Raw genomic sequence first — 24,692 nt, 5'->3', positions numbered from 1 at the left:
GCCCGTGGCGAACCTTCCCGACGGGCCGGGCCTGGCGCCGGCCGTCGTCGCGTTCGGCGGCGGCCACGGGCTCGCCGCGTCGCTGGCGGCGCTGCGAAGGATCACCGACCGGCTGACCGCGGTCGTCACCGTCGGCGACGACGGCGGGTCCTCCGGGCGGTTGCGCGCCGAGCTGGGCGCGCTTCCGCCCGGCGACCTGCGGATGGCGTTAGCGGCGCTCGCGAGCGACGACCCGTGGGCGCGCACCTGGACGGACGTGTTCCAGCGCCGGTTCACCGGCGCGGGCCCGCTGGGCGGGCACGCGCTCGGCAATCTGGTGCTGGCCGCGCTGACCGAGCACGTCGGCTCGCCGGTGACCGCCCTCGAGCTCGCGGCCCGGCTGCTCGGGGCGCGCGGCCGGGTGCTGCCGCTGTCCGAGGAGGGCATCGACATCGTCGCCGAGGTCGCCGGCCTCGACCCGGCCGACCCCGCGGCGACCCGGCGGGTACGCGGCCAGGTCGCGGTGGCCACGACCGCGGGTTCGGTCTGCGAGGTCTGGGTGGAGCCGCCGGAGCCGCGGGCCTGCCGGCCTGCCTGCGCCGCGGTCGAGGAGGCCGACTGGGTGGTGCTGGGACCCGGCTCGCTCTACACCAGCATGCTTCCGCACCTGCTCGTGCCGGAGATGCACAAGGCGATCACCGGCGCGAACGCGCGGCGGCTGATCGTGCTCAACCTGGTCGCCCAGCCGGGGGAGACCGAGGGCTACACCCCCGAGGCACACCTGCGGGTACTGGCACGGCACGCCCCCGGGCTGACCGTGGACGTGGTGCTCGCCGACCCGACGGCCGTCCCTGACCCGGTGGCGCTGGCGGCGGCGGCCGCCGACCTGGGCGCCCGGCTGCGCCTCGCGCCCGTGCGCGCTCCCAGCGCGCCCGGAACCCACGATCCGGCGCTGCTCGCGGCGGCCTTCGAGGCGGTCTTCGCGGACTACCACGCGGCGCCGACGGCGCCTGAGGCACCGACAGCGCCTGAGGTACCGACAGCGCCCGACCTGCCTGGGATTCCCGCCGGACCGGCGGCAGGGTCCCTGCCGGATCGGCGAAGCCGATCTGAGAGGCCGGCGATCCGGCCGGTCATGGCGCGCGCGACCCCGCCTGGCGCGTCGCCGAGGGCCAACCACGGGCCGGAGTCACCACCGGCCGGCCGTGGGACTGGCCCGGCTGGCGACCAGGCGGGAACCCTGGGCCCCCCCGACCCGCGGGTCACGGCCCGCGACCTCAAGGAGTGATCGCCGTGGCGGCGATGACGGCCACAGTGAAGGACGAGCTCAGCCGGCTGCGGGTGGCGAAACCCTGCTGCCGGCGCGCGGAGATGGCGGCGCTGCTGCGCTTCGGCGGCGGCCTGCACATCGTCGGGGGACGCATCGTCGTCGAGGCGGAGCTCGACACGGGGGCGGCCGCGCGCCGGCTGCGCCGCGAGATCGCCGAGGTGTTCAGCTTCCCGTCGACGATCGCGGTGCTCGCGGCCGGCGGCCTGCGCCGCTCGGTCCGCTACATCGTGCGGGTCGAGCGGGACGGCGAGCAGCTCGCCCGCTCGACCGGCCTGCTCGACCAGCGCGGCCGCCCGGTCCGCGGGCTGCCGCCGCAGGTCGTCACCGGCTCGGCCTGCGACGCGGCCGCGGCCTGGCGGGGGGCGTTCCTCGCGCACGGCTCGCTCACCGAGCCTGGGCGGTCCTGCTCACTGGAGGTGACCTCGCCAGGGCCGGAGGCGGCGCTGGCGCTGGTCGGCGCCGCCCGGCGGCTCGGCGTCCAGGCCAAGAGCCGTGACGTGCGCGGCGTCGACCGGGTGGTGATCCGCGACGGTGACGCGATCAGTGTGCTGCTGACCAGGATCGGCGCGCACGACAGCCGGCTCGCCTGGGAGGAGCGGCGGATGCGCCGGGAGGTCCGGGCGACCGCGAACCGCCTGGCGAACTTCGACGACGCCAACCTGCGCCGTTCGGCTCGGGCGGCGGTCGCCGCGGGGGCGCGGGTGCAGGCCGCGATGCGCATTCTCGGCGACGACGCTCCGGAGCATCTGCTCGCCGCCGGCCGGCTGCGGCTGCAGCACGCGCAGGCGTCGCTGGAGGAGCTGGGCGCGCTCGCCGACCCGCCGTTGACCAAGGACGCCGTAGCCGGCCGGATCCGTCGGCTGCTGGCGCTCGCCGACAAGCGGGCGGGCGTGCTCGGCATCCCGAACACCGAGGCCAGCGTCTCGCCGGAGCTCCTCGAGAACGCCTGAGAGCGCCGCGTCCGGCCGCCCTCGGCCCGGGTCTCGCGACGGGGGTGGGTCGCCAGGGGTCCCTGGGTCCCTGGGTTCCTGCCAGATCGGCTTTGCCGATCTGGCAGGTCCGGATCCACCCGATCGACTAGTGACTGTGTCGGAACTCGCTGATCAGAACGCGGTAGCGGGCCGGCCGAGGACGGCGCTCTCACCGGATCTCCCGGAGCATGCGTGATCTGTGGCGTGTCTAACACGCAGGGTGCGCATTCGTGTGCCGCGTACCCGGATTCAGCCACGTCACGTGACCGTCCGTCCCGCCCGAACCGACCGGGCGGGGCCCGTCCGACCTCACCGGACGCAGAGCGGAATGAGCCGCGCGAGGCGTCGAACCCGGCCACCAGACGCCAAAGTCGTTAGGCTCTGTGCCTGCACGGGACATGACGTCGGCACATCAGTTAGGGAGTCCGCGGACGTGGCTACGCGAGTAGGGGTCAACGGTTTCGGACGCATCGGCCGGAACTTCTGGCGGGCGCTGGCGGCGAGCGAACAGACGGGGCTCGAGATCGTCGCCGTCAACGACCTCACCAACAGCAAGACGCTTGCCCACCTGCTGAAGTACGACACCACCCTGGGCACGCTGCCCCAGCCGGTCAGCGCCGTCGACGGTGGCATCCAGGTCGGTGACGCCACCATCAAGGTGCTCGCCGAGCGGGACCCGGCCGCGCTGCCGTGGGGCGAGCTCGGCGTGGACATCGTCATCGAGTCGACCGGCCGGTTCACCGACCGCGACTCGGCGGCGAAGCACCTCGCGGCCGGAGCCAAGAAGGTCATCATCTCCGCCCCGGCGAAGGGCGAGGACCTCACCGTCGTCATGGGGGTGAACGACGACGTCTATGACCCGGCCACCCAGCACGTGCTCTCGAACGCCTCCTGCACGACGAACTGCGTGGCCCCGCTGGCGAAGGTCCTCGACGACGCCTTCGGCATCGAGCGCGGCCTGATGACCACGATCCACGCCTACACCAACGACCAGGTGATCCTGGACTTCCCGCACAGCGACCTGCGCCGGGCCCGCGCGGCCGCGCAGAACATCATCCCGACCTCCACGGGCGCCGCGAAGGCGACGTCGCTGGTGCTGCCGCAGCTCAAGGGCAAGCTCGACGGCCTGGCGATGCGCGTGCCGGTGCTCGACGGCTCGGTGACCGACCTGGTCGTCAACCTGGCGAAGCCCGCCAGCAAGGACGAGATCAACGCGGCCTACAAGGCGGCCGCCGAGGGCCCGCTGAAGGGCTACCTCGTCTACACCGAGGACCCGATCGTCTCCTCCGACATCGTCGGCACGCCGGCGTCCTGCACCTTCGACTCGCTGCTGACGATGTCCTGGGGGAGCCAGGTCAAGGTCGTCGGTTGGTACGACAACGAGTGGGGCTACTCCAACCGGCTGGTCGACCTGACCGCTCTCGTGGCCAGCCGCCTCGGCTGACCCGTCAGACCGTGTCGTTGACGAGCCGCCCGGGGCCCCCCCCCCCCGGCGGGGCGGGGGGGGGGGGGGCCCCCCCCCCCCGGGGCCCCCGCGGGGCGCCCCCGGCCCCGGGGCGGCTCGTCGTCTGGGTCGGCCCGCCCCGCGGGTGACCCGGGTGGGCCGCCACGCCGGCCCCGGGCCAGGAACGGCTCATCCGGATGAAGGACCAGCCACGCGTCGTGGACGCGACCGACAGCGAGACGCGAGACGGAAGCAAGACCCAGCCACAGGAGACGACAAGCGTGAGGACGATCGACGACCTGCAGGTCGCGGGGCGCCGGGTGCTGGTCCGCAGCGACCTGAACGTGCCACTGGACCGGTCCGGCGACACCCCCAGGATCACCGATGACGGCCGGGTGCTGGCCAGCGCGCCCACCATCAGGACGCTGGCCGAGCGGGGCGCCCGAGTGGTCGTGTGCTCGCACCTGGGCCGGCCCAAGGGCGAGTACGAGGAGAAGTACTCGCTCGCCCCGGTCGCGGCCCGGCTGAGCGAGGTGCTCGGCGAGCGGGTCGCCTTCACCGGCGACGGCACGGGCGACATCGCCGGCGCCTCGGCGGCGGACGTCGTCGCCGGCCTGGCGGACGGCGAGGTGGCGCTGCTGGACAACCTGCGGTTCCACCCGGGGGAGACCAGCAAGGACGCCGCCGCGCGCGCGGCGTTCGCCGACCAGCTGGCCGCGCTCGCCGAGTTCTACGTCGGCGACGCGTTCGGCGCCGTGCACCGGGCGCACGCCAGCGTCTCCGACGTGCCCAAGCGGCTGCCGCACGCGGCCGGCGGGCTGGTGCTCGCCGAGCTCGGCGTACTGCGCAGCCTGACGGGCGATGCCCGACGGCCCTACGCGGTGGTGCTCGGCGGATCGAAGGTCTCCGACAAGCTCGGCGTGATCCGGGCGCTGCTGCCGAAGGTCGACGCCCTGCTGGTCGGCGGCGGCATGTGCTTCACGTTCCTGGCGGCCCAGGGGCATGGCGTCGGCGCCTCGCTGCTCGAGAGCGAGATGATCGACACCTGCAAGGACCTGCTCGCCGAGGGCGGCGACCGGATCGTGCTGCCGACCGACGTCGTCATCGCCGACCGGTTCGCGGCCGACGCCGCGACCGCGGTCGTGCCGGCCGCCGGCATCCGGGACGGCTGGCTCGGGCTCGACATCGGTCCCGAGTCGACGGAGCTGTTCGCCGGAAGGCTCGCCGACGCCAGGACCGTCTTCTGGAACGGCCCGATGGGCGTGTTCGAGCTGGCGCCGTTCGCCGCCGGCACGAAGGGCGTCGCCGAGGCGGTCGCCGCGCGCGGCGCCCCGGGCCAGGCCCCCCAGGACGCGGCCTTCACGGTCGTGGGCGGGGGAGACTCGGCCGCGGCCGTGCGCACGCTGGGCATCCCCGAGGCTTCGTTCAGCCACATATCCACCGGCGGCGGCGCGAGCCTGGAGTTCCTGGAGGGCAAGACCCTCCCCGGCATCGCGGCGCTGGAGGTCTGAGCGATGACGCCACCACCGTTGGGGCGCGCGAACGGCAAGCCTGCCGGCGGCCCGAGGCCGAAGGGCACCGGGCGCCGGACGCTCGTCGCCGGCAACTGGAAGATGAACCTCAACCATCTCGAGGCGATCGCGCTCGTGCAGAAGGTCGCCTACGACCTCAAGCCGGCCGAGCTGGAGACCGTCGAGACGGTCGTCTTCCCGCCGTTCGTCGACCTGCGCAGCGTGCAGACGACGATCGACGGGGACAAGCTGGCGGTCGGCTACGGCGCCCAGGACCTCTCGCCGTTCGACTCCGGCGCGCACACCGGCGACATCAGCGGGGCGATGCTGGCCAAGCTCGGCTGCGCCTACGTCATCGTCGGGCACTCGGAGCGGCGCACCGACCACCACGAGACCGACGCCGTGGTGGCGGCGAAGGCCGCCGCGGCCTACAAGCACGGGCTGACGCCGATCGTGTGCATCGGCGAGCACGAGGACGTCCGGGTCGCCGGCACCCACATCGAGCACTGCCTGACCCAGCTGGCCGGCTCACTTGCCGGGATCACCCCGAAGCAGGCGGAGACGATCGTCGTCGCCTACGAGCCGGTATGGGCGATCGGCACCGGCCGGACGGCCTCGGCGCAGGACGCGCAGGACATGTGCGCGGCCGTGCGGGGCAAGCTCGCCGAGCTGTTCACGCCCGAGATCGCCGCCGGCATCCGGGTGCTCTACGGCGGCTCGGTCAAGGCGTCGAACGCGGCCGAGCTGTTCACCATGCCGGACGTGGACGGTGGCCTGGTGGGCGGGGCGAGCCTCGTCGCCGAGGAGTTCACCGCGATCGTGCGCAGCGGCCCACCGGCCTGATCCCTTGCCCCACGGACGGGGCCCGGGCCGCCACGCGCGGCCCAGGCCCCGTTTCTGTTTTGTATCTGTCCGGCCAGCCCTGGCCCTCTCTGTTTCTCCCCCGACGCTCTCGGACGTCCATTGCCACGCCGGGCATGACGTTTATGTTTCTGCTATGTCGCGGCCTGTTTCTCGTCGGTTAGCTGCCCGCCGACGGGCCTAGCCGGCTTCGGCCCGCCGCGTGAGGCCGCGTCGGAGGCGGCTTGGCGACTGGCGCCCCGCACTGTTCCGTTTTGTCGCTGTTTGCCTCCAGAGGCTGGCTGGCGCCTCGTCTTGGGCGAAGAGAGCCGGTTCCGGCACTGACGGTGCCGGACTGCCGCCGCCACGCCAAGTCCCTGGTCACGCGGCGTCCTGGTCGCGCGCCCGTAGCGGGCCTGGCCGTCGCGGTGCGGCGAACCTACGCGTTACTGGCAAGTAACTAGCGATCGCCCGAGGCTCCCGTCGGGTGGCGGTAGTTTTCCCGGCCGAAACTTCCAGTTCACATACCGGACACTGTGTGGCAAATGGGGAAAACTTCCTCTGCTCTCCATAACATCCGCTATCCACGAGGGCTCGGCGACGCTACCCTTCCTCCAGTTTGTGGCTTTGGGTGAAACTTTTGCATTGGCGAAACCCTGCTTTCGCCTGCGTGGAGGTGGTTTCGTGGCGGTCCCGGTGATGGTGGAACCCACCGAGCGGCCGCCGAGCCCCTCGGCGAGGCCTGTGGCCGGCCGGTCGCTCTGGCGGATCGCCTGGTCGCGGCTGCGCAAGGACAAGGTGGCGCTCGCCAGCGGCGCCTTCGTCCTGCTCGTCGTGCTCGTCGCCGTGTTCGCGCCCGCGCTGACGGCGCTCGCCGGGACGACGCCGGACGAGCCGAACTACGACCTGCTCAATCCGATCAACGCCATGCCGGCGGGCTCGTTCGGCGGCATCAGCGCCGACCACATCCTCGGCGTCGAGCCGCTCAACGGGCGCGACGTCTTCGCCCGGGTCGTGTACGGCGCCCGTATCTCGCTGCTGGTCGCCGCGTTGGCCACCCTGCTGTCCGTCGTCCTCGGCACCGCGATGGGGCTGATCTCCGGGTACGTGGGCGGCTGGATCGGTGGCCTGATCGCCCGGCTGATGGACCTGCTGCTCGCCTTCCCGCTGCTGCTGTTCGCCATCGCGATCGTCGCCGTGATCCCGGACAGCGCCTTCGGCCTCGGGGGCAACACGCTGCGGCTGTTCATCCTGGTGTTCATCATCGGCTTCTTCAGCTGGCCGTACATCGGCCGGATCGTCCGGGGCCAGGTGCTGTCGCTCAAGGAGAAGGACTTCGTCGCGGCCGCGCGCGGCACCGGGGCGGGGCCGATCCGGATCATGGTGCACGAGCTGCTGCCGAACCTCGTCGCGCCGATCTTGGTCTACACGACGCTGCTGATCCCGACGAACATCCTCTTCGAGGCGGCTCTGTCCTATCTCGGCGTGGGGGTGCGCCCGCCGACGGCCTCCTGGGGCGACATGCTCGCGACCGCCGCAGACGGGCTGTTCCGGGTCGACCCGATGTTCATGATCGTCCCAGGTGTGGCGATCTTCCTGACCGTGCTGGCCTTCAACCTGCTCGGTGACGCGTTGCGCGATGCCTTCGACCCGCGCGGTGGTGGCTGACGGCGCCCGCTGGTCGGGCACCCGGGGGGACCCGCCGCCGCACTCCCACCCAAGACCATCTACCGCCCATCCCGGGGCAGCATCGCACTAGAAGAGGGGAACCGGATGAGAAAACACTCGGTCTGGATCAGGGCCGGCGTGCTCGTCGCGGCCGGCGGCCTGGTCCTCGCTGCCTGTGGCGGCGGTGACGACGAGGGCGGCGGCACCGGTGGTAGCACCCCAGGGGCCGTCGAGATCCCGACCACGACGGACCAGCTGTTCTACCCGTCGGACAAGAAGGGCGGCACGCTGAAGGCCCTGTCCGGCTCCGACTGTGACTCCTGGGACCCGGCGCGTACCTACTACGCCACCTGCTGGGACCAGCAGCGCTGGATCTCCCGCTCGCTGCTCAACTACAAGCAGGCGCCGAACTCGGCCGAGCTCGTGCCGGACCTGGCCACCGAGGTCCCGACCTCGCCCGACGGTGGCAAGACCTGGACCTACACCCTGAAGGACGGCATCAAGTTCGAGGACGGATCGCCGATCACGTCCAAGGACATCAAGTACGGCATCGAGCGGGTCTTCGCCACCGACATCATCAACGGTGGCCCGACCTACGTCATCGACTACCTGCAGACCGAGCCGGCGTACGAGGGTCCGTACAAGGACCCGTCGCCGGACAAGCTTGGCCTTACGTCGATCGAGACTCCTGACGACAAGACCCTCATCTTCCACCTGAACAAGCCGTTCAACGACTGGAACTTCATCATGGCCTCGCCGTCGGCCACCCCGGTGCCGCAGGCGAAGGACACCGGTGACCAGTACACGGCGCACCCGGTCGCGTCCGGCCCCTACAAGTTCGACAAGTACGTGCCGAACCAGTCGCTGACGCTCGTTCGCAACGACCAGTGGGACCCGGCGACCGACGAGGTCAACAAGGCGCTGCCGGACTCGATCGAGATCACCATGGGTCTTGAAGCGGCCGACATCGACAACCGGATCCTGAACGGCGACGCCGACATCTTCCTGGACCAGACCGGCGTGGACACCGCGCTGCGGACCCAGCTCCTCTCCGACCCGGAGCTGCGCAAGGCCCGCACGACCGTCGACCTGTCCGGCTTCCTGCGCTACATGAGCGTCACCACGACGGTGAAGCCGTTCGACAACATCCACTGCCGCAACGCGGTCGCGTACGCGGTCAACAAGCAGGCGCAGGTGCTGGCGCGAGGTGGCCCCACGGCGGGCGCCCCGGCGCCGACGATGCTCCCGCCGACCGTGGCCTACTACGCCGATTTCGACCTGTTCCCGACCCCGAACAGCGCGGGTGACATCGAGAAGGCCAAGGCGGAGCTGGAGGCCTGCGGCCAGCCGGACGGGTTCTCGACCAAGCTGACCGCTCGGGGCAACCGTCCCGCGGAGGTCGCCCAGGCGACCGCGATCCAGTCGGACCTGAAGAAGATCGGCATCAACGTCACGATCGAGAAGTTCGACTCCTCGCAGTACTTCTCGGCCGTGCTCGGCATCCCGAAGAACATGCAGGACAAGGGCTACGGCCTGGCCATGACGGGCTGGGGCGCCGACTGGCCGTCGCCGTACGGCTTCTTCAGCTCCATCGTGGACGGTCGGAAGATCCTCGACCAGGGCAACAGCAACTACGCCGAGCTCAATGACCCGGTCGTGAACAAGGGCATCGACGACGGCCTCGCCGCCACCGAGGACGGCGCCGCGCAGACGGCGTGGACCACGGTCGACAAGGGCGTCGTCCAGTCCGCCGCCTACATCCCGCTGATCTACGACAAGGCGATGAACATCTACAGCGACCGGATCACGAACGTCTTCTTCACGCCCGGCTTCAACATGGTGAACTTCGCCGCGCTCGGCGTGGTGCGGTGACCGAGGGCCGGCGGCGTCGCCCGCCGGCCTGAACTCGACGCGCGGTGCTCCGGCTGCCGGACGGAAGTCCGTCCGGCAGCCGGAGCCACGCGGCAACCCACACCCATCGAGGCGCTGGACAGAAGCGGAGACCACCAGACATGGCTGGATTCGTCATCCGCCGGGTGCTCGGCGGGATCGTGATCCTCTGGCTCATCAGCGTCATCACGTTCCTGCTGTTCTTCCTGGTGCCCAAGACCTTGGGCTCGAACCCGGCGATCCTGTTCGCCGGCAGGAGCCCGAGCGAGGCGGCGGTCGCCGCCGTGACGAAGAAGCTGGGACTCGACGATCCGCTGGTCGTCCAGTACTGGAACTTCCTCAAGGGAATCTTCGTGGGCCGGCACTACAACGCCGGGCCGGACACGACCTACTGCCCGCCGCCCTGCTTCGGCTACTCGTTCAAGAACAGCCAGCCGGTGTGGGACGAGATCACCAGGGCGCTGCCCATCACCTTCTCGCTGGCGCTGGGCGCCGCGGTGCTGTTCCTGGTCTCGGGCGTCGGCATCGGCATCCTCTCGGCGCTGCGCCGTGGCCAGCTCATCGACCGGGCGGCGATGACCCTCGCGCTCGGCGCGGTCTCACTGCCGGTCTACTTCACCGGCCTCGTCATGCTGCTGCTGGTCAGTTACGAGTGGCGCCTGTTCCCGAACATCCATTATGTCCCGTTCCTGGACAACCCGTTGCTATGGGCCAGGAACCTGTTGCCCGCATGGATCGTGCTCGCTTTCCTGTATTCCGCGATGTACGCCCGGCTGACCCGGGCGAGCATGCTGGACGTGCTCGGCGAGGACTACATCCGCACCGCCCGGGCCAAAGGCCTCCCGGAACATCAGGTCGTCGGCAAGCACGCGTTGCGCGCGGCGCTCACTCCGGTGGTCACCATCTTCGGTCTCGACCTCGGCTCGCTGCTCGGCGGCGCGGTGCTCACGGAGACCACGTTCGGATTCCGCGGGCTCGGAAAGACCTCCATCGAGGCGATCTCGACCGGGGACCTGCCGACGATTCTCGGGGTCACCATCTTCGCGGCGGGCTTCGTGGTTCTGGCCAACATCCTCGTCGACGTGTTCTACGCCGTCGTCGATCCCCGGGTTCGGCCGACGTGAGCCCGCTCGCCTGTGACGTGGAACCGACCGCTGGGGGAGTGACCGGGGGAGTGAGATGACAACGCAGCCCGCGTCGGCGCCGGCCGAGACACGTACCGGTGCCTACCTCGAGGTCCATGACCTACGGGTGACCTTCGGCACCGACGACGGCGTCGTGCGCGCCGTCGACGGGCTGTCCTTCACCCTCGAACGTGGCCGCACGCTGGGCATCGTGGGCGAGTCGGGGTCGGGCAAGAGCGCCGCGAGCCTCGCGATGATGGGCCTGCAGCGCGGCCGCCGGACGAAGGTCGGCGGCGAGATCTGGCTGAACGGGGAGAACCTCGTCACCGCCTCGGACGAGCACGTCCGCTCGCTGCGAGGCCGGGAGATGGCGATGATCTTCCAGGACCCGCTGTCGGCCATGCACCCGTACTTCCGGATCGGTGCCCAGATCATCGAGGCCTACCGGGTCCACCACGACGTCTCGAAGAAGGCGGCGAAGAAGCGGGCCATCGAACTGCTGGACCGGGTGGGCATCCCGGACCCGCATCGCAGGGTCGACAACTACCCGCACGAGTTCTCCGGCGGCATGCGGCAGCGCGCCATGATCGCGATGGCGCTGTCGTGCGACCCGTCACTGCTGATCGCCGACGAGCCGACCACCGCGCTCGACGTCACCGTGCAGGCGCAGATCCTCGACCTGCTTCGCGACCTGCAGAAGGAGTTCGGCTCGGCGATCATCATCATCACCCACGACCTCGGGGTCGTCGCCGAGATCAGCGACGAGGTGCTGGTGATGTACGCCGGCAACGCCGTCGAGCACGGCCCCGTCCAGGAGATCTTCAGCGCGCCGCAGCATCCCTACACCTGGGGACTGCTCTCGTCGATCACTCGCCTGGACCGCGCCAGGGCCGACCGGCTGCGCGCCGTGCCCGGCAACCCGCCAAGCCTGATCGCGCCGCCGCCCGGCTGCCCGTTCCACCCGCGCTGCCAGTACGCCGACCTCGCGGGAATCGCGGCCCGCAACGAACGGCCCACGCTGGAGCTCGTCGCGCCCGGCCACCGGGTCGCCTGCCACCTGCCGGCGGAGACCCGCGTCCGGCTCTTTCGAGAGGAGGTGGCTCCCAAGCTATGAGCGCCGCGCTCCTCGCGGGCACCGCGCGCGTGCCCGCGGCCCGGACGGCCGGGGGCATGGCCCCCGCTGTGCGGCCCACAATGCAGATGGCCCCCGGCGGCCGGGGTGGCCGCCGCGTGGCGGCTCGAGCCCGGGCCAGCCGCCCGGGGATCCTTCGTGAGGAGGTGACTCCGAACCCGTGAGTGGCAAGGACATCGCGGGCCCCACGTCCACGGGCGGGGCCCAGTCGGAGCCCACCGCGCCCGGCGGTGGGCCGCCGGGCGGCGCGACCGCCCTCCGGAAGGACACCCCCGCCGTCGATACCGCGGCCGTCGCGACGCCGCCCGTGATCGCCCTCGAGAAGGAACCCGCGCCGGTGGCGCCGGCCGCGGCGGGCCGCGGCAGGCCCGCGGGCGGCGATCTGGTACGGCTGACCGACCTGAAGGTGCACTTCCCGGTCACCTCCGGCGCGCTGGTCGCGCGGCAGGCCGGGGTGGTGCGCGCCGTCGACGGCCTGAACTTCACCATCCGCGCCGGCGAGACGCTGGGGCTGGTGGGTGAGAGCGGCAGCGGCAAGAGCACCACCGGCCGGGCGATCGCCCGGCTGCTGGAGCCGACCGGCGGCACGGTCGAGTTCGCCGGGCGTGACATCACCCACCTGTCGGCCAGGGCGATGCGGCCGCTGCGCCGGGACATCCAGATGATCTTCCAGGACCCGTACACGTCGCTGAACCCGCGGCACACCGTCGGCGCGATCGTGTCGGCCCCGCTGAAGCTCGCGGGCAACCTGTCCCGCGGCGAGGTCCGCAACCGGGTCGGCGACCTGCTCGAGATGGTCGGCCTGAGCCCCGAGCACCTCAACCGCTACCCGCACGAGTTCTCCGGCGGGCAGCGTCAACGGATCGGCATCGCCCGCGCACTCGCCACCCACCCGCAGCTGGTGATCGCCGACGAGCCGGTCTCGGCGCTGGACGTGTCGGTGCGCGCGCAGGTCGTCAACCTGCTCGGCGACCTGCAGTCCACACTCGGGCTGACATACCTGTTCATCGCGCACGACCTCTCGGTGGTGCGCCACATCAGCGACCGGGTCGCTGTGATGTACCTTGGCACGATCGTCGAGATGGCCGACCGCACCGGCATGTACGAGCATCCGCTGCACCCGTACACCCATGCCCTGCTGTCGGCCGTCCCGGTGCCGGACCCGGCGAAGCAACACCGGCGCGAGCGGATCCTGCTGCGGGGTGACCCGCCGACCCCGCTCAACCCGCCCCGTGCCTGCCGGTTCCACCCACGATGCTGGAAGGCGCAGGACATCTGTAGGACCGAGGAACCCCGGCTGCTGGAGATCCAGCCGGGGCACCAGGTCGCCTGCCACTTCCCCGAGGAGCGGGAGCTGGTCTAGATGGAGATCGGGCTGTCGATCGCCGTGATCATCACGAGTCTGATTCTCGTGCTGCTCGTGCTGCTGCACCGGGCGAAGGGCGGCGGCCTGTCGACGCTGTTCGGCGGCGGCGTCTCGTCGTCGCTGGGCGGCTCGTCGGTGGTCGAGAAGAACCTCGACCGGCTGACGATCGCCGTCGGAACGGTGTGGATCATTTCGATCATCGGGCTCGGCCTGCTGCTGAAGAGTTGAGCCCGTTCAGTGAAGCCCGCCGGCCCTCTGGCCGGCGGGCAGTCCTTGTTGCCTGGTCGGTGGCGGCCACACTGGCCGCGACCGTCGTCCTGGCCGGCTGCGGCGGCTCGCCCGCCCGGGGGCCGGGCCCGGCGTCGGTCAGCCCGTCGACCGTCAAGGCGCTCCCGACCGACAAGCCGGGCGGCAGCCTACGGCTCACCACCGCCTTCCTGCCCAGTGGCGACCCCGGCTGGGCCGTCACCACCGCCGACAGGGTGCTGGCCCGGCTGGTGAGCCGCTCGCTCTACGCCTACCCGGCCGACCAGGACGTCGGCAACGCGACGATCCCCCGGCCGGACCTGGCCAGCGGCGCTCCGGTCCGATCCGAGAACGACCTCGTGGTGACCGTGCGGCTGCGCTCGAACGTGTCCTGGGACCTGAGCACGCCCCGGCGAATCATCGCCAGCGACGTCGCCCGCGGGCTGAAGCGGCTGTGCCTCCCGCCGGAGCCGTCCCCGCTGCGCGGGTACCTCGCGGCGACGATCGAGGGCTACAACGACTTCTGCACGGCGCTGGCCACCAAGCCCGTCGACCAGGCCAGGGACTTCCTCGAGAGCACCTCGGTCCCCGGCATCCAGGTCGCCAGCAACTTCGAGATCTCGTTCCACCTGATCAAACCGACGAACGACTTCGTCGACATCCTCGCCCTGCCGGCCGCGGCGCCGGTGCCGTTCGAGGCACTCAGCTATCCACCGAACTCGCCCGAGTATCTGGCGCACCTGGTGTCCAGCGGTCCCTACCGGGTGAGCGCCGTCTCCGGCGGCACCTACGAGCTGAAACGCAACGGGCAGTGGAGCAAGAACCTGGACAGCATCCGGCGGGCGTTGCCCGACCGGATCGTCATCACCACCGGAGTCGACGCCGCCGCTGCCCAGGCCCAGATCGAGGCGGGCGAGGCGGACATGACGCTGGACGCGGCCGTTCCGCTCGATCGCGCCGCGGCTCTGCTCGCGGCGGGCGACGAACGGCTGTCCGTGCCGACGACGGGTTCGACCCTGCTGCTCGCGGTCGCCCGTAACGGTCCGGCCGCCGCCGCCCTGAGCGAGGGGACGGTCCGGGCGGCGCTCGCGACCTGCGTCGACCGGATCGCGGTGGTGACGGCGCTCGGCGGCCCGCCGTTCGCCACGGCGACGACGCAGCTGCTGCAGGGCACGATGACCGGTTACAGCCCACTCGACCCGTTCCCGACCCCGAACGGCGCCGGGGACGCGACCAAGTGCGCCGAAGGGCTGGCCAGTGCGCCCGGTGGGCCGGTGAGCCAGCTGACGCTGCTCACGACGGACAGCGCGCGGGACGGCGCCGTCGCGGGGGCCCTGGTCGACACGTTCGCGAAGGTGGGCGTGCGGCTCGACGTCCAGGCGCGTTCCGCCGCCGACTTCGCGACGGCGGCGGTCAGCCCGCTGGGGCAGAGCTGGGACCTGGCGCTCACGAGCATCACGCCGCGGTGGTACGGCGACGCCGGCCGCACGGTCTTCCAGCCGCTGCTCGACCCCTTCTGGGTGGGCCAGCGGCCGGTCGACGGCGGTTACGACAGCGCGGACGTGCTCGCGGCGATGGGTGTCGCGCTGCGGGCGGACAGCGAGCCGGCGAAGGCCGTCGCCTGGGCGGACGTGGAGAAGACCGTGCTGCGCGACGTCGCGGTCATCCCGCTGGCCGTGGTCGCCGAGCCCCGGTTCCACGGCGACGCGGTGCTGTCGTTCACCCAGATCCCGTCGCTCGGCACCGGCGACCCCGCCAGCCTGGCGGTCGGGCCGGCCTAGACCGGTCCTGAGCCCGCGTGGGACCCGCGAGGCGGGGTCCCACGCGGGTCCCACGGGGGCCGACTGGCATATGTCCCCCGGCGGGCGAACCCGGACTCACGCCCCGGTGCGTCACCGGGTGGCCCCGGCGTCCTACACTCAGCCGAGAGCGAACCGGGTTATACCTGGTCTGACGTCTGGCTGGCGGGCATCGAGTAGAGGGAGTAGGCGGGCCGTGGCAGGTGGCAACGCCATCCGGGGGAGCCGGGTCGGGGCGGGACCGATGGGGGAAGCTGAGCGGGGCGAGACGGCCCCTCGGCAGCGGGTGTCTTTCTGGTGCGCGAACCAGCATGAGACACGACCATCGTTCGCCGCGGACGCGCCGGTTCCGGATCTGTGGGACTGCCCAAGCTGTGGCTACCCCGCGGGCCGTGACCGGGAGAACACACCGGCTCCGCCGAAGATCGAGCCGTACAAGACCCATCTCGCCTACGTCCGGGAACGGCGCAACGAGAAGGACGGCGAGGCCATCCTCGCTGAGGCTCTCGCCAAGCTCCGCGGCGTCAACTGACGTAGGCGGGGGGTCAGCCTGTTCGCTGCCCTTTAGGCAGCTTCCCGGCTGGCCCCACTTCAGATATCTGCCGAGGGGGGCGACCCCCTGGAACCTCCGGGTAAGGGGCCTTGCCCCGGAGGCCCCGCGTCCACGCGTCGCTTCGGATGTCCGCGTCCGCGCCGCCTCGCTTCGGTGGGGTAGGTGGGGGTATTCCGTGGCTCTGTCCCGCGGGGCCGCGACGCGGATGGGTGAATCCGCGGCTTTGGGGGGCTTTCGGGCGGCGGCGCTAATACCCTTCCCCTGCCGAGCTTGGCTTGGCCACGGGGCGCTGGCTCATGCCGGTTGACGGCGGATCGGCGGGCGGACAGGGGTGCACAGCGACGCGGGCGGCGGGCTGAGCGAACGGGCCGAGTCGGCCGAGCCAGGAGCGTCGGCCGAGCCGGCGGCGTCAGCCGAGCCAGCCGGGTCCGCCGGACCTGTCGGACGGCTGATCGCCGGGCGGTACCGGCTGGCCGGGCTCATCGGTGTCGGCGCGATGGGCGCGGTCTGGCTCGCCCATGACGAGCTGCTCGACGTCGACGTCGCGGTGAAGGAGATCCGGCCGCCGTTCGTGTTCAGCGAGCTGTTCGGCCCGGGCGGCGCCCCTGGTGACGGGGCCGGCGGCGAGCCCTCCGACGGCTACGCCGAGGACGGCTGGGAGGCCTCCACCGAGGCCTGGGCGGCGCGGGCGCTGCGCGAGGCCCGCAACGCCGCGCGGCTGCGGGCGAACCCGCACGTGGTGACCGTGCACGACGCCGTCGTCGACGGCGGCGCGCCGTGGATCGTCATGGAGGCGGTCGCCGCCCGGTCGCTGCAGGAGGCGGTCGAGGACGACGGCCCTCGACCGCTCCCCGAGGTCGCCCACGTGGGGCTGGCCGTGCTGGACGCGCTCGTCGCCGCGCAGGCGCTCGGCGTCGTGCACCGTGACGTCAAGCCGTCCAACATCCTGCTCGCCCACGACGGCCGGATCCTGCTCACCGACTTCGGGATCGCCGCCTCCGCCGCCGACCCCACCCTGACCCAGTCGCCCGAGGATTCGGGCCTGCCGTCCGGTACCCCGGCCTACATGGCGCCGGAGCGGCTGCGCGGCGGGCCGACGACGCTCGTCGCCGACCTGTTCGCCCTCGGCGCGACGCTGTTCTTCGCCGCCGAGGGGGTCGCCCCCTTCCACCGGGACTCCGTGCTCGCGTCGCTGCACGCCGTCCTGTTCACGGAGCCGGAGCCGACCCGCGACCTCGGCCCGCTCGCGCCGGTGATCGCCGGCCTGCTCACCAAGGACCCGGCCGCCCGCCTGCGTGCCGACGGCGCCGCCGCCCTGCTCACCCGGGCGCTGCGCCTGCTCGCCGCCGACTCGCCGGGCGGCCTGGCCAGCGCGCCGGCACTCCCGCCACCCTCCTCAACGGCTTCCCCGCCGTCGGCGGTCGCCGGCCCCGCGGTGCCACCGCCCAGGCGGCCCGCGGCCGGCGACCGCGGCCCGGCGCCGTCCAGGCCCGGCCCGTCCGGGTCGCCTGCCTCGTCCTCCGCGCAGTCCTCCTCGCCGTCCGCCGTGGCGGCCCGCCAGGCTCCCGCGGGGTCACCGCGGTCCCGGCCCGCCGCGGCTCCCGGAGCGACGGCCACCGGCTCCGGGAGCGCCGGGCGGCGGCCGGCCGGCTCGCCGCCGAACGTCGTGCCGGTGCGGCTCGGGCAGGTGGATCTGGCCACGCTCGCCGGTTCGGCCATGGGCGGCGGTCGGGCATCTGCCCGCCGCTCATGGCTGGTTCCGGTGGTCGTGTCAGTGGTCGCGCTCCTGCTCGCCGGCCTGGCCGCCTGGGGGATCGGTGCCCTGAGGCCCGGAGCCAACCGGCCGTCGGCCGAGGGGACGGCCCCCGCCGGCTCCGGGCCCGCGACGGCGCCGGCGGGAGGCGGCGGGACGGCCGGCGCGGTGCCACCGGCCATGCTCGGTGGCTGGCGCGGCACGGTCTCGCAGGGGGGAGACATCTGGATCGCCACCGCCAGCATGCCGCCGGTCCAGGTCGACATCCCGCCGGTCCAGTTCGACGTGACGCTGGACATCCGGGGCGGCGCGGTCCACGAGGTCATCGGCACCTCGACCTCGTCGACGGGCTGCGCGGCCGACCTCATCCTGAAGGTGGTCGGTATCCGGCAGATCGAGGTCCAGGAGGTCGACACCCACCGGACCGAGCGCTGCATGGGTGCGTACCGGCTCCGGCTCACGCTGAACGACGACGGCACCCTCGACTACACCTACGACGCCACCTGGGTCAGTTCCAGGGGCATCGCCACCCTGCGGAGGACCCCCTAGTCGGCCGGCGCGGAGTGCGCGCTTCGCCCAGCCATCCAGCGGCGCGTCTTCGCGCGCCGCCGGTCAGCCGACGCGCGAGGCGGCGGCCCGGTCGACGAGCCAGAGGGTGCGGTCCTGGCCGCGGGCGGCCGCGGCCGGGAGGTCGAGCGGGCCGGCCCCGGCGAACGCGCCCGCCACGGCGTCCGCCTTCTCCTCACCGGCGGCGATCACCCAGACCTGCCTGGCCGCCTGGATGGTCGGGAAGGTGAACGAGATCCGGCAGGGCGGCGGCTTCGGGGAGTCGCGAACGGAGACGACCGCTTCGCTCGAGGCCGCGGCCGGGGAGTGCGGGAAGATCGACGCGACGTGGCCCTCGGGGCCGATGCCGAGCAGCAGCACGTCGAACTCCGGCACCTGCCGCCCGGCCGGCGCGCGCGCCGCCAGCCGGGCGGCGTAGTCGGCCGCCGCGGGCTCTGGCTCGCCGTAGCCGTCGTGGATGCCGATGGTCGCGAGGTAGCCCATCTCGAACACCCGCTTCTCGTCCACGGGCACGTGGCAGAGCAGCGCCTCCCGCGCCTGCAACGCGTTGCGGTCATGGGAGTCGGCGGGGCAGAAACGCTCGTCACCCCACCAGAAGTCCACCTTGGACCAGTCCACCGCCTCCAGCGCGGGACAGGCGCGCACGGCCCGTAGCAGGGCGATGCCGATGCCGCCGCCGGTCAGTACCAGCGAGGCCTCGCCGCGGCTGGCCTGCGCGTCGACCAGCGCCGTCACGAGCCGGGCCGCGGCCGCCTTGGCGAGCAGGCCGGCGTCCTGGTGCACGATCAGCTCCGGCCGCCCCATCAGCTCGCGCCCCCCGCCGGCTCGGCCACCGGCGCGGCCGCCTGCTCCATCGGGTCCCGCCAGATGTGCTCGCGGTGCCCGGACCGGCCGGCGAGGTCCGGCACGCCGCTCCAGGCGGCGAGCGCGTCGGCGTAGACGGCGTCGTCGTCGATGCGGCGCAGCTCCTCGGCCATCAGGTCGCCGAGGTCGAGCTGGCGCAGCGGCAGCCTCCGCGGCGGCACGCCCGGACGAGTGATCGTCCCCGAGCGGATGTCGGCGCGGGTCACCGCCACCTCGCCGTCGTCGACCGCGACCCGCACGGCCTGGATCCCGCGCCGGCCGCCGCCCGTGACCTCCACCGGCACGCCGAGCCGGGCCCGCAGCCAGCCGGCGAACAACTGGGCGCTCGGATCGGCCGGGTCGGCGTCGATCTGGGCCTGGTGGGGCTGGTCGGCGCGGCCGTCGAAGGCCGCGGCGAGCAGCGTGCGCCAGCCGGAGATCCTCGTCCAGGCCAGGTCGGTGTCTCCCGGCGCGAAGTCGGCGGCCCGCAGCGCCAGCGCGCCCAGCGGGTCGGCCGCCCTGCTGACGTCCGTCACCCGGCGGTCGGCGAACACCCCCAGCGGGTCGAACGCGATCCGCGTCGGCGGCTCGTCGTGCCACCAGGTGACCACCGGCGCGTCCGAGGCGAGCAGCGGCAGCACCACCGACTCGGCGTGCAGCGCCAGCCGGCCGTACATCCGCATGACGATCGCCTCACCCGGGCCGAGGCGGCCGCCGATGGAGACCTCGGCGTCCAGCCGCGGGTGCGGCGCGTCGATCTGGCGGCGCACCACGATCAGCAGCCGGCACGGGTGGGCGGCCGCCGCGCCGGTGGCCGCGCTCTCGGCGGCGGCGACGTTCTTCTCGTCGACGACCACGACCAGCGTGAGCGCGAGCCCGAAGGCGAGCGCGCCGGCGGCCCGTCGCTCGGCGGCCAGCGCCTTCACGACCGCCGACCCGGTGGTGTCCCAAAGCGTGGTCACAGCAAGCTCCCGTTCATGTCAGGGCCGCCGCCAGCGCCGGCCGTCGCGGGCGAGCATCTCGTCGGCCGCGGGCGGGCCCCAGCTGCCCGCCCGGTAGGGATACGGCTTGCGGCCCGCCCAGAACTCCTCCAGCGGGTCGATGATCCGCCAGGACTCCTCGACCTCGGCGTTGTCGGGGAACAGCATCGCGTCGCCGAGCAGCACGTCCAGGATCAGGCGCTCGTAGGCCTCCGGCAGCGACTCGGTGAACGCCTCGCCGAACAGGAACTCCATCGCGACGTCGCGGACTTCCATCGCGGTTCCCGGCACCTTGGAGCCGAACTTGAGCGTGACACCCTCGTCCGGCTGTACCCGTACCACCAGCTGGTTGTGGCCGAGGTCGGTGGTGTCGGTCGCGTCGAAGGGCAGGTGCGGCGCCTGCTTGAAGCTGATCGCGATCTCGGTGACCCTGCGCGGCAGCCGCTTGCCGGTGCGCAGGTAGAACGGGACGCCGGCCCACCGCCGGGTCTCGATGCCCAGCCGGACGGCCGCGTAGGTCTCGGTGGTCGAGCTGGGCGGGATGTTCTCCTCGCCGAGGTAGCCGGTTACCCGATCGCCGGCGAGCCAGCCCTGTTCGTACTGGCCGCGGATCGCGTAACGGTCGAGGTCGGTGGGCAGCGAGACCGCGCGCAGGATCTTGATCTTCTCGGTGCGGATCGTCGCCGCGCCGAAGCTCACCGGCTCCTCCATGGCGGTCAGCGCCAGCAATTGGAGCAGGTGGTTCTGCAGCACGTCGCGGGCGGCGCCGGTCTCGTCGTAGAAGCCGGCCCTGGTGCCGATGCCGACGTCCTCGGCCATCGTGATCTGCACGGAGTCGACGAACTGGGAGTTCCAGATCGGCTCGAACAGGGTGTTCGCGAACCGCAGCGCGAACAGGTTCTGGACGGTCTCCTTGCCCAGGTAGTGGTCGATCCGGAACACGTCGGCCGGGCCGAATACCTCGTCGACGAGCGAGTTGAGCTCGCGCGCCGACTCCTGGTCGTGCCCGAACGGCTTCTCGACGACAACCCGCCGCCAGCCACCGGCGGCCTGCTCGTCGGCGAGGCCGGTGCGCTCCATCTGCTTGAGGACCACCGGGAACGCCGACGGCGGGATCGACAGGTAGAAGGCCGCGTTGCCGCGGATGCCATGGCTGGCCTCGAGGCCCGTGAGCGTCTGGGCGAGCCGGTCGAAGGCGGCGTCGTCGTCGAACGATCCGGGTACGAACTTGATCGACGATGCCAGCCGGTCCCAGGTCTCCTCCCGGAACGGCGTCCGCGCCCCCTTCTCCGCGCACTCCCGGGCGAACTCGATGAACGGCTCGTCGTCGCGCCAGTCGCGGCGCGCGAAGCCAAGCAGCACGAACCCGGGCGGCAGCAGTCCGCGGTTGGCCAGGTCGTACACCGCCGGGATCAGCTTCTTACGCGAAAGGTCTCCGGTGACGCCGAACACCACCAGGGCGCTGGCGTCGGGGAGCCGGGGCAGCCGGCGGTCTCGCGGATCGCGCAGCGGGTTGCCACCTGCCGTGGGCGCCACCTGGAATTCCCCCTGTCTATGTGGTCGGCCTGACCTGGGACGAGCGGCCGACCTGCGGGCCAGGCGGCCCGCCCCGGTTTGGCGGCCCATCTATCTGTCCGCAAGAGGCCAGGTAGGTGGTCGCGTTACTTGATGGTGCGGCTGGCGGGCCAAGTGGCCCGCCTCGGTTGGCGGCTCAACTTTGAGCCCTGTGGGTGGCCAGATGGGTGATTGCGATGTTCGGTGATGCGGGGCCACCGGAGGTGGTGAATGGGTCAGCTCGTCCCGAGCTGGGCGCGGACGGCGTCGAGCAGCTGGTTCCAGGAGTCCTCGAACTTGGTCACACCCTCCCGTTCGAGCACCGCGACGACGTCCTCCATGTCGATGCCGGCCGCGGCGAGCGCCGCCATTGTCGCGTGCGCCTCCGCGTAGCGTGGCCGGATCGTCTCGCCCGACACGACGCCGTGGTCGCCGAACGCCAGCAGCGTCGCCTCCGGCATGGTGTTGACCGTGCCGGGCGCGATCAGTTCGTCGACGTAGACGGTGTCCGGCAGCGACGGGTCCTTGGTGGAGGTCGACGCCCACAGCGGCCGCTGCGGGCGGGCGCCGGCGGCGGCGAGCGCGGCCCAGCGGTCCGTCGCGAACGCCTTCTCGTAGCGCTCGTAGGCAAGCCGGGCGTTCGCGATCGCCGCCTTGGCGCGCAGTCCCTTCGCCTCCGGGGTGCCGATCTTCTCCAGGCGCTTGTCGACCTCCGAGTCGACCCGGCTGACGAAGAACGAGGCGACCGACTGCAGCCTCGAGATGTCCCGGCCAGCCGCGAGCGCCTGCTCGATGCCGGACATGAAGGCGTCCATGACCGCGTCGTACCGGTCCAGGCCGAAGATCAGCGTGACGTTGACGCTGATGCCGGCCTCGAGCGTCGCGGTGATCGCCGGGAGGCCCTCCAGGGTGCCCGGAATCTTGATGAACAGGTTCGGGCGGTCGACCAGCCACCACAGCGCGCGCGCCTCGGCGCGGGTCCGGTCGGTCTCGTGCGCGAGCCGCGGGTCGACCTCGATGGACACCCGCCCATCCGTGCCATTGGTCGCGTCGAACACCGGGCGCAGCACGTCGCAGGCCGCGCGCACATCGGCGGCGGTGATCAGTCGGACCGCCTCGTCGACGGCGACGCCGCGGACCGTCAGGTCGTGCAGCTGCTCGGCGTACGCCTCGCTCGAGGAGACCGCCTTCTGGAAGATGGTCGGGTTGGTGGTGACGCCGACGACGCTGTGCGTGCGGGTGAGCTCGGCCAGGTTGCCGGTCCGCAGCCGGTCGCGGCTGATGTCGTCAAGCCAGACCGCCACTCCGGCGGAGGAGAGGTCGGAGAGCGGATTGGTCATGTCGGTGGTCCTCTCCGCGGGAGACGCCGGGTACAGCGGCTCCCTACCCGGTGATGGATGGCTCATCCGCGCGCCCCGGGACCGGGTGCGCGGACCCGTTGTGGCCTAGTGTGCCCACGCTGGTCAGTCCAGTGAACAGGGTGCTCACGTGAACTCCTGGGGACCGCCACGTTCCGGGCCGCGGCGATGACCCGGACGTGACGACGCCGCGACGCGGCGCGCGGGCCCCGCCGGCGCCGGCCGGCGCGCGGCACGGCTCCGCGCGGCCTCGGCGCGCTCGTGCCCGGGACGGGCGGTTAGACTCCGACACGACGTAGAACTCGCCGTAGAACTCGCCCGCCCGACGGGCGCGAACCGGGCCGCCCCGAGGTTCTGGGGCTGAACGAGAGGTCACCCTGTCCACCCTGGCAGTCCTGCGCCGCCGGCAGGCCGCGCCGCGTTCGCGCGTGGCCGGCGCTCCCGGCGCCCGCCAGGCGGCCGCCACGGGCGGCCAGCCGGCGGCCGAGGCCGCTGTCGAGCCGGCCGTCGAGCCCGCGATGGCGGTCACCGACGCCGTCGTGACGGAGGCGCCCGCGGCGGAGCCCGCCGGAGCCGGTGACGGCGCGGACGGTGGGCGGTTCGCGTTCGCGGCGGCCAAGGCGCGGGCGTACATCGCGCTCACCAAGCCGCGGATCATCGAGCTGCTGCTCGTCACCACCGTCCCGGTGATGTTCCTGGCCGAGCGGGGCCTGCCGTCGCCGTGGCTGGTCCTGGTGACGCTGGTCGCCGGCACGATGTCCGCGGGCAGCGCCAACACGATCAACTGCTACGTCGACCGGGACATCGACGAGCTGATGGCCCGCACGAAGCGCCGCCCGCTCGTCAAGGCCACGGTCACGCCGGTCGAGGCGTTGCGGTTCGGCATCGTGCTCGGCGTCGTCTCGACGCTGATGTTCGGCTTCCTGGTCAACTGGCCGTCCGCGCTGCTGTCCGTCGGCGCCATCGCCTTCTACGTGTTCGTCTACACGCTGGGCCTGAAGCGGCGCACCCCGTCGAACATCGTGATCGGTGGCGCGGCAGGCTGCTTCCCGGTGCTGATCGGCTGGTCCGCGGTCACGGGCACGGTCGGGTGGGGCGCGGTCATCCTGTTCGCGGTCGTGTTCTTCTGGACGCCCCCGCACTTCTGGGCGCTGGCGATCAAGTTCAAGGACGACTACGCGGCGGCCGGCGTGCCGATGCTCCCCGTCGTCGCCCCGCTGGCGGTGGTCGCCCGCAAGATCCTGATCTACTCGTACGTGATGGTCGGGACCTCGCTGCTGCTCTTCCCGGTCGCCGACGCCGGCTACCTGTACCTGGCGGTCGCGGTCCTCACCGGTGGCTGGTTCCTCCTGGAGGCCCACCGGATGACCCGCCGCATCGCCCGTGGCGAGCAGGCCCGCCCGATGCGTCTGTTCCACTACTCCATCACGTACCTCACCCTCCTCTTCGTCGCCGTCGCCATCAGCCCCCTGATCTGAGCGAGATTGCCGTGGTCGGTCATCCCCGGCTGGTGGTGAACGGTCGGCCGGAGGCGGGTACGCCCGCGATGTCCCGATCTGGAGGCGTCGGAAGAGACGCTGGACCTGATGTCCACGCCCGGCGCGCTCGAGCAGATTCGACAGGCTGAGGTTGATATCGCCGCTGGCAGGGCCATCGTCGCTGGCCAGCCGCGTCGGGTGTTCGCGGCCCGTCGGGGCGCGAGCAACAGTGACCGGCGGGCTGTGTGACCGGCGGGCTGTGTGACCGGCGGGCTGTGTGACCGGCGGGCTGTGTGACCGGCGGGC

The 24,692-nt window shown here is 72.3% G+C and carries 19 protein-coding genes; 15 read left to right on the top strand and 4 right to left on the bottom strand.

Annotated features, from left to right (window positions below; translation table 11 throughout):
• The first annotated feature begins 4 nt into the window (after nt 1-4).
• The 14 genes from yvcK to I6A81_RS27630 all read left to right on the top strand — a co-directional run bounded on the left by yvcK (nt 5) and on the right by I6A81_RS27630 (nt 18,155).
• Nucleotides 5-1,267, top strand: a complete 1,263-nt coding sequence (yvcK, locus tag I6A81_RS27695) for a uridine diphosphate-N-acetylglucosamine-binding protein YvcK (protein ID WP_307874960.1) — start codon at nt 5-7, stop codon at nt 1,265-1,267.
• 14 nt (nt 1,268-1,281) lie between these two features.
• Nucleotides 1,282-2,259 (top strand): DNA-binding protein WhiA, encoded by a 978-nt coding sequence (whiA, locus tag I6A81_RS27690; protein ID WP_203004438.1) that lies wholly within the window; start codon nt 1,282-1,284, stop codon nt 2,257-2,259.
• Nucleotides 2,260-2,713: 454 nt separating this feature from the next.
• On the top strand, nt 2,714-3,724 hold the full coding sequence (gene gap / locus I6A81_RS27685) for a type I glyceraldehyde-3-phosphate dehydrogenase (protein WP_203004432.1): 1,011 nt from the start codon (nt 2,714-2,716) through the stop codon (nt 3,722-3,724).
• Nucleotides 3,725-4,005: 281 nt separating this feature from the next.
• Complete coding sequence (locus I6A81_RS27680; RefSeq protein WP_203006719.1) at nt 4,006-5,235, top strand: phosphoglycerate kinase; 1,230 nt, start codon at nt 4,006-4,008, stop codon at nt 5,233-5,235.
• Nucleotides 5,236-5,238: 3 nt separating this feature from the next.
• Nucleotides 5,239-6,078 (top strand): triose-phosphate isomerase, encoded by an 840-nt coding sequence (gene tpiA, locus I6A81_RS27675; RefSeq protein ID WP_203006720.1) that lies wholly within the window; start codon nt 5,239-5,241, stop codon nt 6,076-6,078.
• Between the two features lie 696 nt (nt 6,079-6,774).
• Nucleotides 6,775-7,743, top strand: coding sequence for an ABC transporter permease (locus I6A81_RS27670; protein WP_238430693.1), 969 nt, complete (start codon nt 6,775-6,777; stop codon nt 7,741-7,743).
• 105 nt (nt 7,744-7,848) lie between these two features.
• Nucleotides 7,849-9,615 (top strand): ABC transporter substrate-binding protein, encoded by a 1,767-nt coding sequence (locus tag I6A81_RS27665; RefSeq protein WP_203006722.1) that lies wholly within the window; start codon nt 7,849-7,851, stop codon nt 9,613-9,615.
• A gap of 140 nt (nt 9,616-9,755) precedes the next feature.
• Nucleotides 9,756-10,757 carry an ABC transporter permease gene (locus tag I6A81_RS27660; RefSeq protein WP_203006723.1) on the top strand — a complete coding sequence of 334 codons (1,002 nt, stop codon included), beginning with the start codon at nt 9,756-9,758 and terminating at the stop codon, nt 10,755-10,757.
• A gap of 55 nt (nt 10,758-10,812) precedes the next feature.
• Nucleotides 10,813-11,871, top strand: coding sequence for an ABC transporter ATP-binding protein (locus I6A81_RS27655; RefSeq protein ID WP_203006724.1), 1,059 nt, complete (start codon nt 10,813-10,815; stop codon nt 11,869-11,871).
• A 355-nt stretch (nt 11,872-12,226) separates the two neighbouring features.
• Entirely contained in the window at nt 12,227-13,252 is a 1,026-nt protein-coding gene (locus I6A81_RS27650) for an ABC transporter ATP-binding protein (protein ID WP_407661393.1), read from the top strand.
• Nucleotides 13,253-13,483: a preprotein translocase subunit SecG gene (gene secG, locus I6A81_RS27645; protein WP_203006725.1), complete on the top strand. Its 231-nt coding sequence runs from the start codon at nt 13,253-13,255 to the stop codon at nt 13,481-13,483.
• Nucleotides 13,484-13,542: 59 nt separating this feature from the next.
• The gene (locus tag I6A81_RS27640; RefSeq protein ID WP_203006726.1) at nt 13,543-15,282 is read left to right on the top strand and encodes an ABC transporter substrate-binding protein; all 1,740 of its coding nucleotides are present in this window, start codon (nt 13,543-13,545) and stop codon (nt 15,280-15,282) included.
• Between the two features lie 214 nt (nt 15,283-15,496).
• Nucleotides 15,497-15,832, top strand: a complete 336-nt coding sequence (locus tag I6A81_RS27635; protein WP_203006727.1) for an RNA polymerase-binding protein RbpA — start codon at nt 15,497-15,499, stop codon at nt 15,830-15,832.
• Between the two features lie 352 nt (nt 15,833-16,184).
• Nucleotides 16,185-18,155 carry a serine/threonine-protein kinase gene (locus I6A81_RS27630; protein WP_307874957.1) on the top strand — a complete coding sequence of 657 codons (1,971 nt, stop codon included), beginning with the start codon at nt 16,185-16,187 and terminating at the stop codon, nt 18,153-18,155.
• Between the two features lie 63 nt (nt 18,156-18,218).
• Here I6A81_RS27630 and pgl read toward each other — a convergent pair whose 3' ends face one another.
• The 4 genes from pgl to tal all read right to left on the bottom strand — a co-directional run bounded on the left by pgl (nt 18,219) and on the right by tal (nt 22,890).
• Nucleotides 18,219-18,977, bottom strand: a complete 759-nt coding sequence (pgl, locus tag I6A81_RS27625) for a 6-phosphogluconolactonase (RefSeq protein WP_203006497.1) — start codon at nt 18,975-18,977, stop codon at nt 18,219-18,221.
• Nucleotides 18,977-19,978, bottom strand: coding sequence for a glucose-6-phosphate dehydrogenase assembly protein OpcA (locus I6A81_RS27620; protein WP_203006496.1), 1,002 nt, complete (start codon nt 19,976-19,978; stop codon nt 18,977-18,979). The genes pgl and I6A81_RS27620 overlap by 1 nt, the downstream gene beginning before the upstream one ends.
• An 18-nt stretch (nt 19,979-19,996) precedes the next feature.
• A complete protein-coding gene (zwf, locus tag I6A81_RS27615; protein ID WP_203006495.1) occupies nt 19,997-21,532 on the bottom strand; it encodes a glucose-6-phosphate dehydrogenase in 1,536 nt (511 codons plus the stop codon).
• 254 nt (nt 21,533-21,786) lie between these two features.
• Nucleotides 21,787-22,890 (bottom strand): transaldolase, encoded by a 1,104-nt coding sequence (tal, locus tag I6A81_RS27610; protein WP_203006494.1) that lies wholly within the window; start codon nt 22,888-22,890, stop codon nt 21,787-21,789.
• Between the two features lie 536 nt (nt 22,891-23,426).
• On the opposite strand from tal, the gene I6A81_RS27605 reads away from it, so the two are divergent.
• Entirely contained in the window at nt 23,427-24,386 is a 960-nt protein-coding gene (locus tag I6A81_RS27605) for a heme o synthase (RefSeq protein ID WP_203006500.1), read from the top strand.
• Nucleotides 24,387-24,692 lie beyond the last annotated feature (306 nt).

Source organism: Frankia nepalensis (assembly GCF_016786325.1).
Classification (GTDB): Bacteria; Actinomycetota; Actinomycetes; order Frankiales; family Frankiaceae; genus Pseudofrankia; species Pseudofrankia nepalensis.
The sequence above is the reverse complement of the archived record's forward strand: the minus strand, read 5'-3'. Positions and strand labels throughout refer to the sequence as shown.

What these genes read in the sequence shown, in the direction of transcription:
- tpiA (WP_203006720.1), top strand. Translation starts at nt 5,239, where the DNA reads ATGACGCCACCACCGTTGGGGCGCGCGAACGGCAAGCCTGCCGGCGGC.
- I6A81_RS27670 (WP_238430693.1), top strand. Translation starts at nt 6,775, where the DNA reads ATGGTGGAACCCACCGAGCGGCCGCCGAGCCCCTCGGCGAGGCCTGTG.
- tal (WP_203006494.1), bottom strand. Translation starts at nt 22,890, where the DNA reads ATGACCAATCCGCTCTCCGACCTCTCCTCCGCCGGAGTGGCGGTCTGG.
- secG (WP_203006725.1), top strand. Translation starts at nt 13,253, where the DNA reads ATGGAGATCGGGCTGTCGATCGCCGTGATCATCACGAGTCTGATTCTC.
- I6A81_RS27605 (WP_203006500.1), top strand. Translation starts at nt 23,427, where the DNA reads ATGGCGGTCACCGACGCCGTCGTGACGGAGGCGCCCGCGGCGGAGCCC.
- I6A81_RS27655 (WP_203006724.1), top strand. Translation starts at nt 10,813, where the DNA reads ATGACAACGCAGCCCGCGTCGGCGCCGGCCGAGACACGTACCGGTGCC.
- I6A81_RS27660 (WP_203006723.1), top strand. Translation starts at nt 9,756, where the DNA reads ATGGCTGGATTCGTCATCCGCCGGGTGCTCGGCGGGATCGTGATCCTC.
- I6A81_RS27665 (WP_203006722.1), top strand. Translation starts at nt 7,849, where the DNA reads ATGAGAAAACACTCGGTCTGGATCAGGGCCGGCGTGCTCGTCGCGGCC.
- pgl (WP_203006497.1), bottom strand. Translation starts at nt 18,977, where the DNA reads ATGGGGCGGCCGGAGCTGATCGTGCACCAGGACGCCGGCCTGCTCGCC.
- whiA (WP_203004438.1), top strand. Translation starts at nt 1,282, where the DNA reads ATGACGGCCACAGTGAAGGACGAGCTCAGCCGGCTGCGGGTGGCGAAA.